The organism is Mycolicibacter nonchromogenicus (assembly GCF_002101775.1).
Lineage (GTDB): Bacteria > Actinomycetota > Actinomycetes > Mycobacteriales > Mycobacteriaceae > Mycobacterium > Mycobacterium nonchromogenicum.
In genome coordinates, this window is the sequence record NZ_LQPI01000059.1 from 23579 (window position 1) to 38463 (window position 14885).

Annotated in this window: 12 protein-coding genes and 1 pseudogene; 7 read left to right on the forward strand and 6 right to left on the reverse strand. The window is 67.3% G+C overall.

Going from position 1 to position 14885, the window contains the following annotated elements:
• The first annotated feature begins 27 nt into the window (after positions 1–27).
• Entirely contained in the window at positions 28–1542 is a 1515-nt protein-coding gene (locus AWC18_RS15950) for a hypothetical protein (RefSeq protein ID WP_085139355.1), read from the forward strand.
• Positions 1543–1545: 3 nt separating this feature from the next.
• Here the strand turns inward: AWC18_RS15950 and AWC18_RS15955 are convergent, their stop codons facing one another.
• The gene (locus tag AWC18_RS15955) at positions 1546–2697 is read right to left on the reverse strand and encodes a hypothetical protein (protein WP_085139362.1); all 1152 of its coding nucleotides are present in this window, start codon (positions 2695–2697) and stop codon (positions 1546–1548) included.
• Between the two features lie 161 nt (positions 2698–2858).
• On the opposite strand from AWC18_RS15955, the gene AWC18_RS15960 reads away from it, so the two are divergent.
• Positions 2859–3263, forward strand: coding sequence for a DUF6319 family protein (locus AWC18_RS15960; RefSeq protein ID WP_064997143.1), 405 nt, complete (start codon positions 2859–2861; stop codon positions 3261–3263).
• A gap of 9 nt (positions 3264–3272) precedes the next feature.
• On the opposite strand, the gene AWC18_RS15965 is transcribed toward AWC18_RS15960, so the two are convergent.
• Positions 3273–5633, reverse strand: coding sequence for an AAA family ATPase (locus tag AWC18_RS15965; RefSeq protein ID WP_085139356.1), 2361 nt, complete (start codon positions 5631–5633; stop codon positions 3273–3275).
• Between the two features lie 41 nt (positions 5634–5674).
• Here AWC18_RS15965 and AWC18_RS15970 point away from each other — a divergent pair, with 41 nt between their 5' ends.
• The gene (locus tag AWC18_RS15970; RefSeq protein WP_064997145.1) at positions 5675–6175 is read left to right on the forward strand and encodes a TspO/MBR family protein; all 501 of its coding nucleotides are present in this window, start codon (positions 5675–5677) and stop codon (positions 6173–6175) included.
• Positions 6176–6186: 11 nt separating this feature from the next.
• On the opposite strand, the gene AWC18_RS15975 is transcribed toward AWC18_RS15970, so the two are convergent.
• Positions 6187–7179, reverse strand: coding sequence for an oxygenase MpaB family protein (locus tag AWC18_RS15975; RefSeq protein ID WP_109470311.1), 993 nt, complete (start codon positions 7177–7179; stop codon positions 6187–6189).
• A gap of 282 nt (positions 7180–7461) precedes the next feature.
• Here AWC18_RS15975 and AWC18_RS15980 point away from each other — a divergent pair, with 282 nt between their 5' ends.
• Complete coding sequence (locus AWC18_RS15980; RefSeq protein WP_085139363.1) at positions 7462–9666, forward strand: molybdopterin-dependent oxidoreductase; 2205 nt, start codon at positions 7462–7464, stop codon at positions 9664–9666.
• 6 nt (positions 9667–9672) lie between these two features.
• On the opposite strand, the gene AWC18_RS15985 is transcribed toward AWC18_RS15980, so the two are convergent.
• Together AWC18_RS15985 and AWC18_RS15990 are read right to left on the reverse strand one after the other, a co-directional pair.
• Positions 9673–10632 (reverse strand): DMT family transporter, encoded by a 960-nt coding sequence (locus AWC18_RS15985; RefSeq protein ID WP_085139357.1) that lies wholly within the window; start codon positions 10630–10632, stop codon positions 9673–9675.
• Positions 10629–11507, reverse strand: a complete 879-nt coding sequence (locus AWC18_RS15990) for an SDR family oxidoreductase (protein WP_085139364.1) — start codon at positions 11505–11507, stop codon at positions 10629–10631. Before AWC18_RS15990 ends, AWC18_RS15985 begins: the two co-directional genes overlap by 4 nt.
• A 287-nt stretch (positions 11508–11794) precedes the next feature.
• Here AWC18_RS15990 and AWC18_RS15995 point away from each other — a divergent pair, with 287 nt between their 5' ends.
• From AWC18_RS15995 to AWC18_RS22345, 3 genes and pseudogenes are all read left to right on the forward strand, one after another.
• Complete coding sequence (locus tag AWC18_RS15995) at positions 11795–12889, forward strand: dihydrodipicolinate reductase (RefSeq protein ID WP_208858382.1); 1095 nt, start codon at positions 11795–11797, stop codon at positions 12887–12889.
• A gap of 284 nt (positions 12890–13173) precedes the next feature.
• Positions 13174–13674, forward strand: coding sequence for a hypothetical protein (locus tag AWC18_RS16000; protein ID WP_085139358.1), 501 nt, complete (start codon positions 13174–13176; stop codon positions 13672–13674).
• Between the two features lie 238 nt (positions 13675–13912).
• Positions 13913–14445 (forward strand): annotated as a pseudogene (locus AWC18_RS22345) (DUF7255 family protein).
• A gap of 44 nt (positions 14446–14489) precedes the next feature.
• Here the strand turns inward: AWC18_RS22345 and AWC18_RS16010 are convergent.
• Positions 14490–14885, reverse strand: a 396-nt coding sequence (locus AWC18_RS16010; protein WP_208858383.1) for an integrase core domain-containing protein, incomplete at its 5' end; no start/stop codon positions are given.

Genomic DNA, 14885 nt, shown 5'->3' on the forward strand with positions numbered 1-14885 from the left:
GTAGCCGCCGCGCGAATGGGCCACTAGATGCCCAGGATCACCGGACCCGTGGGGCGCGCCGTCCTGGCGGGTGTCGCCATCGCTGTGGGGATCGGGCTTGGCGCCTTCAACGCCTGGTGGATGGCGGTGTTCATCGGCGCCCCGCTGATCCTTGCCGGGCTGCTGATCGCGCCGCGGCCCTCACGCATCTCCGGGCTCACCGCGTTTGCGCCCGGGGCCGCCCACGGCGTTCCGGCTCACATCAGCGCACTGACCCGCAGCACCCTGGCCGACGACGATCGGCAGCCCACCCTGGTGACGGCCACCCTCAGCCCCGCCAACGACACCGCCTACCGGGCGCGGTGGATCACGGCGATGTCGCGCAGGGACTTTGCGGCCCTGACCGCTAACCCGCACACGGCGCTGCCACCGTCGGAGTTGCCGCCGCGCGAGGTAGAACGCACCCCCGATTTCGGTGATCACCCGGGCATGCGCGCCGTGACGTATCCGGCGATCACGGTGGCCACCGCGCTGGCCCTGCTGTTCGGTGCCGGTGATGCATGGCATGTCTCGATCAACCTGCCGTCGGTCGCGGGATCCGCACCGAACAGCGCGTCGCAGTCGGCGAACCTGGATGCACGCCGCGACAACATGATCCGCACCATCACCGACAAGCTCGGTTCCGGTGCCGCCGACAATCTGCTGGACCTGCGCTTCTCCGAGGGCGGCTCGGACTACGCGACCGTGTTCGATCCGACCAATGGCGAGGCGACCAGCGTCTACATCAACAACGGCCGCAACGTCTACCTCAGCCCCACACCCAACTCGCTGCGCAAGACCAGCACATTCACCGCCGGTGACGTGTCGTCGATCGAACTGGACACGATCGCCGATCGGATGGCGCAGCAATTCCGTGCGGTGGGCAGTGAAGTGACCCTGGAAGACTTGCAGCTCAAACGGTCCGGGCCGGGCGAACCGATCCTGCTGACCGGTAGATTCGACACCCCCAGCACGTCCGTGTTCGACGACACCATCCAGGCACGCCCCGACGGAACCGTTGCCGAGTTGTTCGATCCCGCCGATTTCAGCGCAGCGTTCACCCGGGCGCGCGAGGCCTTGAAGCTCGCCGGGATCGCGTCGTCGGATCCGGTGCTGACGAGCGTTCAGATTCGCGGGACCGCCCGCAACACACCGATTCTGCACGCCAGCTCCATCCAGAACAGCGGCGGAGTTCTCCTCGAGTTCCGATCCGAACAGCACAGCGGCAACGCCGTCGTGACCCCCGGGCGGTTCCCCGAGATCAGCGACCGCTCCTACGGCGGCTCGAGCGCGCAGCATTTCAGCTTCGACGACGTATCGCTGACGACGTTCGAATCGGTTCGCGCGCAGGCGATGCGCCGCGGGTCCCTGGAGCCCTATGAAAGTCGCGCCGTCAACATCGAGATGTCCGACGAGTCACGCGATGGCGTCGGACCGTTGATCCGCATCCAGCTCGCCAGGGTGGACGCCGCGAGCGGCACCTACTCAGCTACCGGCGAGTTCCTCGCACCAGGAACGAATTGACGGTCACCGCGCCGTTTCGATGGCCCGGCGGGTGACGCCTTCCAGCTGTGCCAGCTGAACTTTCGGCGGGTGGATCGCGCCGCGCTCGGCAAGTTTGCTGACGATCTGGCGGACGCGCCCGTAGTAGGTGGCCTGTTCGGCGGGCATGGTGCTGGCGGCCGCGTGGTTGTAAAGCTTGAGCGCGGTGTCGAGTTCATCCTGGTCGGCTTGCTCGAGGTAGCCGGTGCCGACCTTCTTCCCGTGGGACTCACAGGCGATCCAGGCGCGGCGCAGCGCGACCACCGCCTGCTGGTAGGCGTCGGCCAGGCCGCGGTTGCCGGGGTAGGCCTCGGTGCGCAGCGCCTGCGCTTCATCGAGTGCCAGCTGGAAGGATTGGGTCTGCTCGACGGTGACATCGGTGATCGCCGGGTAGCGCAGCAGCATCGCCGAGTCGAGTTCGTAGGCTCCGTAGGCGCCGAGGATGTCGTTGTGGTGGCGAACTGCGTCCTCCCACAATCGTTTAGCCGCCTCGTCGGTACCGGCGTCTGCGATCCGCGGACCCGCCGGCGGGGTCGATTGAGCCGACTCCGTCCGCGGGGTTTTCGGCGTCGACGCAGCCCGCGGTGGTGTCTCCGTGCGTGCGCGGGCGGAGGTGGCTGTCTGCGCCGGCAGCAGCGCCTGCAGTCGCCGCAGGATCTCCGCTGCGGCGGGATCGGATTCGACGATCGCCACCCACCACTCTTCGGTGCCCGCGGGGTCGGCGACGAACGTCAGCTTCAGGTACTTCTGGCCCTGCACGGTCAGGTGCCTGCCGTCGGTCGAGGTGACCGCGGCCGGTCCACCGCGGCGCGCCGCGGTCAGCGAAGCCAGCGGGAAACTCACGATCGCCCGGTCCTCAGCGCCGAAATACACGGCGTCCGAGTCGAGAGTGATCAGAATCGCCCCCCGCTCACCCAGTCGTCCGTAGGCACTGACCCCGAGCGAGGCGGTGATCAACGCCGCCGTCGTGGTCGCGATCACGACCGCGCTCGCCCCGGCGAGATTCATTGCGACCAGCGCGATCAGCGCCACAGCCACCAGCAGTCCCGCGACCCTGGCAGCCCCGCAGTGCCGGTCGGACAGGTATTCGGTGCGCGCGGACACCGCGACCGTCGGGGTCTGGGGTCGAGAGTTCAGCGGCACGGCGGGTTCCTCGGCGTGGGGGACGTCGCCCCAGCATAGGGTGTGGCACGCCGACATCGCGGGCGACCGGACCGACAAATTGTGTCGAACATGTGTTCTAATGCACGTGAGCTCGCCCGCCGCCGCGGGCGCCGACTGAGCAAGGAGGTCGCCAAATGACTGCACCCACGTTCGCCCCCGACGCCCCCGCTGACGCCCTCGGGGTCAGTGCGTTCGCCGACCCGGCGCCGGCCCCGGAGGCTCCCGAGGCTCCCGAGGTCAAGGAGCCGGTCAAGAAGCCGGCCGGGAAGAAGGCCAAGACACTCGAGCTGACGCTGACCGTGACCGGTACCGCCGACGGTGAGTGGCGCGCCGAGATCAAGCAGGGCGGCAGCTATCTGGTGCGCAACCTCGCGGTCGCGGCCGCCGCGGTGTCACGGGCCGCCAAGGAACTACATGAGGACCTGTTCGCGCCGATCGAGGCGCTGATGGAGCAGGCCCGCGCGCAGCATGCCGCGCGGGTGGCCGCTCTCGAAGCCGAACTGGAGGCCGCCCGGAAAGCCTTGGCGGAGTTGGCGTGACGCCTGCGCTCACCGGCGTGCGAGCCAACCCAGGAATTCATCGACGGTGAAAACCGGCTTGCCGTAGTCCTGAGCTTTACGGGCCTTTCCGGACTGCGTGCCGGCTTCAGCGGTGACCAGCACCTCGCAGCGGGTCTTGGTGACCGACCCCACCGGCACCAGCCCGGCCGAGGCGGCCATCCGTTCCATGTCGTCGCGATCCAGTACGCGGCCATCACCGTTCACCGCGGTGCCGGTGAAGCAGACACGGGCGCCCGGGACCAGGACCGCGTCGATGTCGTGGGTCACCGACGGCATCTGCGCCAGCTCGGCCGCCATGTGGTCGGCGCCCAGCGCGCGCAAGGCGTCGCGCAGGCGCGCCGACACCTCATCCGGTAGCCGGGTTCGGGTGGCCGCCAGCAGCAGCTGGTCGGCGGCGGCCTGGCGTGCCGCCTGCTCCCAACTGGTCTCCCCCGCCACCGACTCGACAGAAGCGGTGCCCAGCAAGATCGCTCCCAGGCTTCGGCTGATCCGCAGCAGCGCGGACAACGCCGGAAGGTGTTCTGCCGTCGGCGTTGTGACGTCGGGATCGCGGCTGAGCAGGATCCCCGACAGCGCGGCGGTCTCGTCGGGCTCTTCGAACGGCGACGATCCCGAATCGACGTCGACGGCGTCGAGGCGCTGGAGCGCGGTCCGGGCACGCTGCAGTGCGGTGTCGCCGGTGATGGGTGCGCCCCGCAGTTCGACGCCCAGCGGCATCGGCGCCACCTGCCCCAGCCGCTTGAGTTCGAAGTCGATCAGTCCCAGCGTCTCGTCGATCTTGACGCCCGCCGGTGTGCAGCCGGCCAGCATCGGCGCGATCACCGCCCAGGCCTCTGCCAGCGTGGGGGCCAGCAGCACGTCGGCCACGCCGATCCGATAGGCCCGGCGCGCATCGGCCAGATCCCGCTGCGGGTTGATCAGCGTCGACACCGCCGTGCCGTCGTCGAACGCCACCGCCAGTTCCACCGGGCGCGGTCGCGACATCCGCCCCTCATCGCCCACCGTGAGCAGCCCGATCGCGCAGTAGCGGCGCGCCCCGTGCCCGCCGGCCGCGGCGCGCAGGAACCGGGCGATCCGGCGATCGACTTTCAGATCTCTGGGCAGCACGGGGCGTTTGAGCACCAGCCCGGTCAGCGAGGTGCACCGGCTCAACGCCACATACAGCTGGCCGGTGGAGAACATGCCGCCGGACAGGTCCACCACCAGCCGCTCCAGGGTCTGGCCCTGGCTCTTGTGGATGGTGATCGCCCAGGCCAGCTTGAACGGCAACTGGGTGAAGGTGCCGACGACCTCGCGGCGCAGGGCGGTGCCCTCGACCACGGGCCGGGTGGCCTCCCAGGTGAACGGGGCGACTGCGGCGATGTCGCCGTTGGGGAATTCGACCTCGACCACCGCGCCGTGGCGGTCGTAGCCCACCCCCACCACCCGGCCGATGGAACCGTTCACCCAGCGCTCGGCCTGATCGTTGTTGAGCATCATCACCTGCGCGCCGACTTTGAAGCGCAATTCGTCGTCCAGCGGCTTGTCGAACAGCGACAGGTCGCCCGATTCGGTGGCCCGGTGCACCATCTCCTCACCCGGCAGCCGTTCGAGCTGCTGGCGATTGCGGGCGGTGACCAGCCTGTTGGTGGGCGCCAAGGTCAGCCAGAATTCGTGCTCGGGCGGGACGAAGTCGGGGTCCACCCGGGCGTCCAGGTGTGTCCTCGCATGACCGAGCAGCACGCCTTCACGAATCTCGTTGAGAATGGCCGTCATCCGGTCATCACCGAGCTGGCGGAACACCGTCGTCAGCGTGACGCTCGGGAACTCCGCCCGCTGGAAGGCGTTCGCCGAGAAGAAGTACGGGGTGTCATACGTCGTCGAGAAGTAGTGCCGCTCGCTCTCGGCGACCACCGGCGGCAGCTGGTAGAGGTCGCCCACCAACACCACCTGCACGCCGCCGAACGCCGTCCCCGGCGCCGGGCCGAAGCGCTGCAGCGCGGCCGCGATCATGTCGAAGACGTCGGCACGCACCATCGAGGCCTCGTCGATGATCAGGGTCTGCAGTCTGGCCAGTGTCTTGGTGAAGCGCCCGGGCCGGTAGTCGCCGCCGGTGACATCCGACAGTGTTGTGGTGGGCCGGAATCCGAACAGGCGATGGATGGTGTGCCCGTCGACGTTGAGGGCGGCGATCCCGGTCGGGGCGACCACCACGACATTGCGATCGGTGGTGGCCATGAAGTGGCGGATGAGCGTTGACTTGCCGGTGCCGGCCTTGCCGGTCAGGAAGAGGTGGCGGCCCGCCGCCAGCAGATCCAATGCCGCACCGAACTCGTCGGTCAGCACGACGGTGTTGCTGGCTGCCCTCACGCTGGCACCCTACTGGCGCGGATTCGGTCTAGGGTGACCAGATGACAGCGATCTCGCCGAAGGCGCAGCAACCGAGTTCCTTACACCTGGCGGCATTCCTGGTTTCGCTGGTGCTCGTCATCGTCGTCGCGACGCTCGGCGGGCTGGCATCGGCCGATGCCGCGGCCGACTATGGCGAACTCGCCCAACCTAGCTGGGCACCACCGAGCTACCTGTTCGGCCCGGTGTGGAGTGCGCTGTATCTGCTGATGGCGGTCGCGGCCTGGCTCGTGTGGCGGACGGATCCTCGCTGGAGCAACCCCGCGATCATCGTCTACGGCGTGCAGCTGGTCTTGAACCTGCTGTGGTCGCCGCTGTTCTTCGGATTGGGCTGGCGCGGCCTGGCCCTGGTCGACATCTTGATTCTCGACGTCGCGGTGGCAGTCACCATCGCCGCCTTCTGGAAGGCCCACCGCGCAGCGGCAGTGCTGCTGCTGCCGTATCTCGGCTGGATCCTGTTCGCCACCGCGCTCAACTACGCGGTGTGGTCACTGAACAGCTGAGGGACGCAGGCTCAGTCGACCTTCGGGCAGTAGAAGTGCGGGTCGTTGCGGTACTCCAGCGGCGGCAGGTTGCGCGCCGGGGTCTGCACCAGGGGCGCGTCCACCGGAAGGCGGCCCGAGGCACGGTCGAGTGCCGAACGCTTGCGCGGATGCATCAACGCCCGCTGGGGGCCGTACTTGGAGACGAAGGTGATCACCTTGCAGAAATAGCCGTGCAACCGCTCCTGGCGGGGCGACCAGGTGTAGCCCATGAGCTCGCGCACCGGCGGGTCATAGAGCGCCACGGTCATGAACGTCAGGAAGCGCTGCATGACTTTGAGGTTCAGCGCCCACAACCAGTCCGGGATCCACTCCAATGAGGGATGTTTGGGCATGGTCGACAGGTCCATGACCTCGCGCGCCGCCCAGTTGTTCTCCAGGACGTTGTTACACATGTGGTCCCAGTACTCCTGGAACTCTTCCCAGGTCTTGGGCACCGGGCGCATGCTCAGGCCGTACAGGCGATACCACTGGACGTGCTCGTCGAAGAGCTGGCGCCTCTCGGCCTCGGTCAGCCCGCCGCCGAACTTCTCCGCGGCCAGCAGGGTCGACTTGAAGAAGGTGGCGTGCGCCCAGTAGAAGACGTCGGGGTTCAGCGCACTGTACCGGCGTCCCTGCTCGTCGACGCCGTTGATGCCGATGTGGTAGTCACGCACCTCGGCGGCGGTCTGGGGTGCACGGTAGCCGTCGAACACCACGCCACCGATCGGGTAGATCGACCGCATCAGGCGTGGGATGCGCTCCATGAAGAAGATCGAGTGCTCCTTGACCGCGGCACCGAGCTGCGGGTGCATGTTCTGCATCGAGCCCGCCCAGGTCCCCTGGAAAAGCCCGGTCCATTGACCGAAGTACTTCCAGGTCAGCGAGTCGGGGCCCAGCGGGACCGGGGGTGCGTCGTAGCCCCCGTTCACCGGACAGCCGGCGGTCACCGGCGTCTCACTGGCCGCGGGGCAGGTTTCCGACATGTCTTGCGTCACGAGTGCGCACTCCCAGTCATCGTCGACCACTTCTGACAACATGCGTTATCAGTATCGGGAGTTTAGGGGCACTCGGGGCGCGGGTCAATGAGCACGCCGGTCAGATTCTGGCGCAGCCACCGGTCCACCTGGGACTGTCGGCCGCAATCCATGGCGGCAGAGGTGGCCCAGATGCCAGAATCACCTCATCGGTGCGCACACGGCGACGGCGCGAGGCGGGGGATCGTGCTTCATGCCGAGGCGCGATGACTCCCGCGGATGGAGACCCCCATGACCACCGTCGACCTGCCCCTGCCGGGCACCCGTGGCACGAGCACAACGCACAACAGTCAGTGCTCGCTGTGCGAGGCGCACTGTGGCATCCAGATCACCGTGACCGACGGCAAGGTCAGTCGCATCCAGGGCAACCCGCAGGACGTGTTCTCGCACGGCTACATCTGCCCGAAGGCCACCGCGATGGGCGGACTGCACGAGGACCCCGACCGCCTGCGTACCCCGATGCGGCGAGTCGGCGACAGCTTCGAACCGGTGAGCTGGGACGAGGCCTTCACCGACATCGGGAACCGATTGCGCCGAATCCGCAAGGAACACGGCAAGCAGGCCGTGGGGATGTACCTCGGCAACCCTGCCGCGCACAGTTCCGCTGCGATCTACGGCCTGCTGCTGCGCGCGGCGCTGATGACGCCCAACTTCTTCTCCGCCTCGAGCATCGACCAGATGCCGCACGAGTACGCGGCCTGGCGGGTGTTCGGCTCCAACGTCCTGATCCCGATCACCGACATCGACCGGACGCAGCGCCTGGTGATCCTGGGCGCCAATCCTGCGGTGTCCAACGGGTCCCTGTCGGTCATGCCCGGCGCCAAGCGACGCATCAAAGCGGTGCGCGATCGCGGCGGCACCGTCGTCGTGATCGACCCCCGCCGCACCGAGACGGCCCGGCTCGCCGACACACATGTCGCGGTGCGCCCCGGCGGCGACCTCTACCTCCTGCTGGGCATGCTGCACGTCCTGATCAACGAAAACCTCTGCGACACAGCGGCGATCGCGCGCCAGTCGGTGGGACTGCCGCAACTGCGCGACTTGGTGGCCGGCGCCAGCCCCGAAGCCGTCGCCGAACGCGCCGGCATCGACGCCGACACCATCTACAGCCTGGCCCGCGACCATGCCGCGGCGGAGTCGGCAGCGCTGTACTGCCGGATCGGCATCTGCCATCAGGAGACCGGGACGCTGGTGAGCTGGCTGGTCATGGTCATCAACGCCGTCACCGGCAATCTGGACCGGCCGGGCGGCACCATGTTCTCCACACCGGTCATGGATGTGCCGCGCTCGGCGAAGTACATTCCGGCCGGCCACGGCGCGTGGACAGACCGGTCCGGGCGCTACCAGGCGTTCCGCGGTGAGCTTCCGGCCGTAGTCATGGCCGACGAGATTCTCACCGCCGGCGAGGGCCAGATCAAGGCAATGATCACCTGCGCCGGGAACCCGGTGTCCTCGATCCCCCAGAAGGGCCGCCTGGATCAGGCCATGGCCTCGCTGGATCTGTATGTGGCGATTGACATGTACGTCACCGAGACCAGCCGGCACGCGCATTACATCCTGCCGCCGGCGTCGCCGCTGGAGCGCGAAGAGGTCGGACTGCTGCTCACGGTCTTCAGTGTGCGCAACAACGTCCGCTACCACCATCGAACCTTCCAACCGCCGGCCGGCACCAAGGACGACTGGGAGATCCTGAGTCTGCTGATGCACGAGCTGCTTCCGACGCCGCTGCGCAAGATGGTCGCACCGGTGCGCAAGCGGCTCGTCGCGGCGGCCAATCCGCTGCGGTTGGCCGCCGTCACCCTGGCGACCGGCCCCTACGGCCGGCTGCGCAAGGGCCGCAAGGGCATCACCCTGCGACAACTGCGCAACAGTGCCGGTGGATTGGACCTCGGGCCGCTGCGCCCGCGGCTGCGTGAGGTCATCGCCACCCGCGACCGCAAGGTCCAGCTCGCGCCGGAGGAATTCCTCACCGCCGCCGCCGCACTGCTCGACCGTCCCGCCCCCTCCGCAAGTGGCTACGACCTGCAGCTCATCGGACGCCGGCAGCTGCGCAGCAACAACTCCTGGCTGCACAACGTGCCGTCGATGACCACCGGCTCCAACCAGTGCACGCTGCACATGCACCCCGACGACGCCAAGAGCCGCGGACTCGCCGAGGGCGACACCGTGCAGGTCACCTCCGACATCGGAAAGATCGAAGTCCCGCTGCACATCAGCGATGACATGCGGCCGGGCACCGTGTCGGTCCCCCATGGCTGGGGGCACCGCAACACGGGCTGGCGCCACGCGAAGGCCCTGCCCGGAGCCAACGTGAACGATCTGCACGATCCGGAGCGGGTGGACACCTTCACCGGGACCGCCGCCCTGAACAACACCTGGGTGTCGGTGGCCGCCACCTCGGCGGTTCCTGCCGAAGCCGGTCCGGTTCAGCGGTAACGGTTTTCAGGTGCCGGGCGGCCCGTCTCCCTCGGGTGTCGCCATCACCATGTCGTCACCGTCATCCGCGGCCTCGGCGGCAGTCTGCGGTGCTGCGGCTTTGGCGCGGACTGCGACCAGACCCCCGCCGATGACCAGCGCCGTGCCCGCGTACATCAGGAGTGTCGGCGGGTGGTGCCAGAACAGCCAGTCGATCAACGCGCTGAACACGATCACGGAGTAGATACAGGGGCCGACCTTCTCCGCCGGGGCGTAGCGGTAGCCCAAGACGATCAACGCCTGCGAGGACACCTGCGCGATTCCCAGTGCTGCCAACCACATCCACGCACCTGCTGGTAGCGGGCGCCAGTCCGCGACCGCGAATGGAACCGCCATGACCGTGGAGAGCACGAAGTAGTAGAACAGCACCCGCGCCATCGGTTCGGTGGCGCGGAGCCAGCGCACCGTCATCATCGCGATCGCCAGGGACACCGCGCCGATGAGTGCCGACAGCTCCCCCAGACCGAAGCTCGCCGACTGAGGTTGCAGCACCAGCATCACCCCGATGAAGCCCAGGCCTGCGCCCGCCCACGTCAGTGCTGAAACCCGTTGCCGGGAAACCGCCCAGGCGATCAGCGGCATCCACAGCGGGGCGCTGTAGGTGATCAGGGTGGCGTTGGCCAGCGGGATGTGCGCGATGGCGAAGAACAGGCCGTACCAGCATGCGGTTCCGGCCGCCGAACGCAGCACGTGCAGGCCGAATCGTTCGGTTCGCACGAACGCCCAGCCGCCCCGCACCGCGAGTGGGACCACCAGCAGCATGCCGACGAAGTTCTGCGACAGCAGGATCACGCCGGTCGAGGTGTATTGGTCCGATACCTTGGCCAGCGCCCCGACCAGGGCGATACAGAAGAAGGCGGCGGTGGTCAACGCCGCTCCCAGGACAAGGTTCTCGGGCCGATGGCCCGTCGTGGTGTCAGTCGTCACGGTTGCGCGCTCCCGAAGTTCGGCTGGGCGGTCCTCGCGTTCATCCGTTCGGTCTCGCGGTGCAGGATGCCGTTGAGAACGCGCGGGGAGACCACGTCGACGGTGCGCAACGCGAGCGCCTTGCGGGGCGCGATGCGGATCGGCCGGGTCTTGCACGCCGTCACCATCCAGTCGGCGGCCTCATCGGCACTGAGTGCGGCCAGGCCGTCATAGGCGCGGGTCGGCGCGATCATCGGGGTCGCCACCAAGGGGTAGTAGATCACCGTGGAGCGCACCCCGGACCCGGCCCACTCGGTGTCGATGACACGGCTCACCGCGCTCAGCGCCGCCTTGGATGCGTTGTACACCGCGAACATCGGCGAGGACTCGGGCAGCGCGCGCCACGTCGAAATGTTGATCACGTGCCCGTCGCCGCGCTCAATCATGCCGGGCGCCAGGCCGCGGATGAGTCGCAGCGGGGCGTAATAGTTCAGTGCCATCACCCGCTCCACGTCGTGCCAGCGATCCAGCGACTCGATCAGTGGCCTGCGGATGGACCTCGCGGCGTTGTTGATCAGAATGTCGACGTGGGAAACCTGCTCGATCACCGCGTCGACCTGGCTCAGATCGGACAGATCGGCGTGGATCGCGGTGGCCTGCCCGCCCGCGGCGATGATCTGTGCCACAACGTCATCCACCAAGTCGCCGCGTCGTGCGACGGCGACCACGCCGGCTCCCTCAGCGGCCAGCTTGCGGGCGGCGATCGCGCCGATTCCCGATGACGCCCCGGTCAGCAGAATGCGTTTGCCACGCAGATCGATCGGCGAGATTGCCGGCCATCGGGGCATCGGACGCATGCCCGTCAGCCGCATAGCCGTCTTGAGGCGGTCGAGAATCACGGGCGGCACTCCGGTCGGTTCGGTGGCGTCACACGGCTACCCGTGATCCGGAGACGTCGCTGTGTCCGGCGGCAGTACCGCAAAAGGTTAGACCACCCCGCTGGCGTTCGATTCCCCGACACGCTCCGGCTCCTCGGCCCCGACTCCCCCATGCCCGCAGCAGTTCGCTGACGGTCACGTCGGGCAAACCGGCAAGACCACCAGTACTCATTACTGTCTGCCTTACAGTATTGAGGGATATGTCTGCCCGGTAATACACTGACCGCACCTTTGAGAGGTAATGGATGACTTCGTCGGCTGGTGCTCGGCGCCGAGTGGTTCATGTCGGCACCGGCATGACCGGCAGCGTGGCCCTGCGCGCCATCATCAACGACCCGGCGCTGCAGTTGGTCGGGGTCAAGGTGTCCTCACCGGACAAGGCCGGCCTCGACGCGGGCCAGCTGTGCGGGCACCCCGAGGTCGGTCTGGCGGCCACCGATGATGTCACGGCGGTTCTGGCGGCCAAACCGGATTGCGTCGCCTACTGTGCGACGGCCGTGCGGCGAGAAGACGAGGCGATCGCCGACATCGTCGGCTATCTGGAGGCCGGCATCAATGTCGTGACCATCTCCGCGATCCCCATGGTCTATCCCCAAGCAGCCCCGGCGAATTGGCGCGAGCCAATCGAACGCGCCGCGCGCAAGGGCGGCGCCACCTTCTACGCGACCGGCTGTGAACCCGGCTTCGTCAGCCTGAACCTGCCGGTCGCGCTGCTGTCGGGTGCCGGAGTCATCGACTCCTACCGGATGGATGAGTACGCGCTCGACCTCGACCTGGCCTACCCGATCTGGGAAGTCCTGCACGAATCGATGGGCTTCGGGAAACCGGACGGCCACGTTCCCGTCCGCATCGCGGTGGGCAAGGTGAACACCGACTGGGAACCGGTGGTGCGCTACATCGCCGACACGCTGTCCGTGCCCGTCGACGAGGTAGCCCTGGACTGGGAGACCCTCCTGGCGCCCCACGACCTCGACACCGCGCTGGGCGTCATCTCCGAGGGCACCATCTGCGCGCACCGCTGGCAGCTCGCCGCCATGCACGGTGATCGCGCGGTCGTGTCGGTGCAGTACTTCGCCACGGTGACCTCCACTCCATGGCCCGACACCTGGCCGCGTCCCACCCGACCCGGACACGGCGGCATGGTCTTCCGCATCGAGGGCACCCCCAACATGACCCTCGATCTGCGTCTGGACCCGACACCGGGCGACCCCATCAACCCCGGGGTCGCCGCGACGGCCATGGCGGCGGTCAACGCGATACCCGCGGTCATCGACGCGCCGCCAGGTGTCCTGGCGCCGCTGGCCGGGCCGGGGATCGTCACCCGTCAGACGCGTCGCTGATCTGGGGCATCTGACGGGGGCTGCGCCGCAACGCTTTTCTTGGAAATCGGCCAGCGGTAGCTGTCGGGGCGGGGTTCTGATTGAGGCTGCAAGGATTGGCCGTCAGCACTGCAACCCGCACCCGCCGGATAGGTGGTCCGTGTCAGCGTCCCGGACTTGTCACCCCTTGCCGTTACCGTCCGCGTCGTGAACGAGATTCCGACCATGCGGCCCAACACCGCCACATTCCGGAGATGGGCATGATCCCGGCGGCATACCCAGGTGAATCAAGCGGATCACGGGCGATGACGACGCTCACCCATGCGCTGCCGTGGGTGTTGGCTGTCGGCCTGGTGCTGCGGATCGCTTCGTGGTTCGACTGGTTGACGTCGCTAGACCTGGCCGCCGCCGTTGTGATGCTCACGTGCAGCGTTGCAACGCACTTTCACCAGCGGTCATCGCATCTATGCATGCGGTGCATGGACGAGGTCCCCGCCGACGCCCCGGTGCTGGCGCAACGCCGTAAGCCGCAGCTGTGGTTCTCGCATCAGCTGTCTAGCGGCGTCGGCATATGCGGCTTACTCGTCCCGGCCCTGGTGATCGCACTTATCGGTACCCACCTCGAGAGCCCGGAGATTCAGCACCTCGCCCGAATCCCCATGGACTTCCTGCTCTTCGCGTCGCTGTACAGCACCTGGTTGCACCACCAGCTCCGGCCCTGGTGCCCCTACTGCCGCGATTGGGACGAGGACGGGAACCCGGAACCGTCGCCGGACCCGTGGGAATTCAAGACGAGAAGCGGGTAATGGGGCGCGATGGGCCGACACCGATGCCAACGCCCGGCGGGCCGCTGGCACACGCCCCTTCAGTAACAGCCGAAGCTCGCGCTCGATGTTACGTACCGTAGGGAATGTCGGCGCCGCTGACTAAATCGGCACAACGCGGAGGTACGGGGTGGGCGCACAAGAGAAACGCCTTGGGCACCTCCTGCGCACTCTGGGCTACACGGAGGACGACAAACCCCCACGACCCAAACTCGCCACGATGCCAGCCGAAGCACAAGAACAGGTCATCGAGGTGTATCGCGCGCTCGGCGGTATCCACCCCGGTCCCCCACTCATAACGGGACCATGGGATTCAACCTACCTCGGCAACCTGGTCGTAGAGCTGGACGAATCCGCACACTTCAACAGGTACCGCGCAACTACGCTGGAACCTGAATGGGCACAGCGTCTTCCATGGAAAATTGCCTACATCACGTACGCAGCCGAGTTCGAGGAAGCCTGCACAAAGGGCCGAACTCACGGCGGGATTGGACGAGTACTTCGACTGAGCGACAGTTCGGACCGCCAGGACCGAATGGTGAACTTGATGGAGCCGGCTCGCCACGTTGGAAGCAGCGCGCGCTCTACGACGCCATGCGTGATATCACTGCGCTTCACGGCGGCGTTCGGCTGGTCAGGCTGTCTGTCTACGACAACGTTGGTGGCGTCACGCTCGGAGCCGCCCTCAATAGTGGGACACCGTCGGACGCGGATGCCCTTGCGGCGCTGATCAACGAGCGGACACTCGGATAGAGGGGCTACCGACGTGAAGCTCCCCGGGTTTCGTGCACACCGGTTTACTTGGCTGCGGTCAGCTGACCGGTGTGGTGGTGTGCATGGTAGTCGGCCTCGTACTCGACGGGCGGTTTCAGCCCGAGGCGGTGCATCAGCCGGCTGGTGTTGTACCAGTGCACCCAGTCGGCGGTGAGGTGCTCCACGTCGCGTACCGAGTGCAGTGGCCCGACCCGAAACGGCGAATCCGGTCGGATCGCCTCGGTCTTGTACAAACCAATCGTGGTCTCCGCCAACGCATTATCGTAGGCGTCGCCCACCGTGCCGATCGACGGTTTCATGCCGTTGAGCATGATCGTCTCTCCGCAGTGCACCGAGGTGTACTGCCTGGGTTCAACTGGTCCTTGCAACACCGGGTTATTGGAGTGAGCGTAGCTGCTCTTCGAACACCTCGGCAGGTG

Bases quoted from the DNA above. Each gene is read 5' to 3' on its own strand.
- AWC18_RS15950 (WP_085139355.1), top strand. From the start codon at position 28: ATGCCCAGGATCACCGGACCCGTGGGGCGCGCCGTCCTGGCGGGTGTC.
- AWC18_RS15960 (WP_064997143.1), top strand. From the start codon at position 2,859: ATGACTGCACCCACGTTCGCCCCCGACGCCCCCGCTGACGCCCTCGGG.
- AWC18_RS15970 (WP_064997145.1), top strand. From the start codon at position 5,675: ATGACAGCGATCTCGCCGAAGGCGCAGCAACCGAGTTCCTTACACCTG.
- AWC18_RS15975 (WP_109470311.1), bottom strand. From the start codon at position 7,179: ATGTCGGAAACCTGCCCCGCGGCCAGTGAGACGCCGGTGACCGCCGGC.
- AWC18_RS15980 (WP_085139363.1), top strand. From the start codon at position 7,462: ATGACCACCGTCGACCTGCCCCTGCCGGGCACCCGTGGCACGAGCACA.
- AWC18_RS15995 (WP_208858382.1), top strand. From the start codon at position 11,795: ATGACTTCGTCGGCTGGTGCTCGGCGCCGAGTGGTTCATGTCGGCACC.
- AWC18_RS16000 (WP_085139358.1), top strand. From the start codon at position 13,174: ATGACGACGCTCACCCATGCGCTGCCGTGGGTGTTGGCTGTCGGCCTG.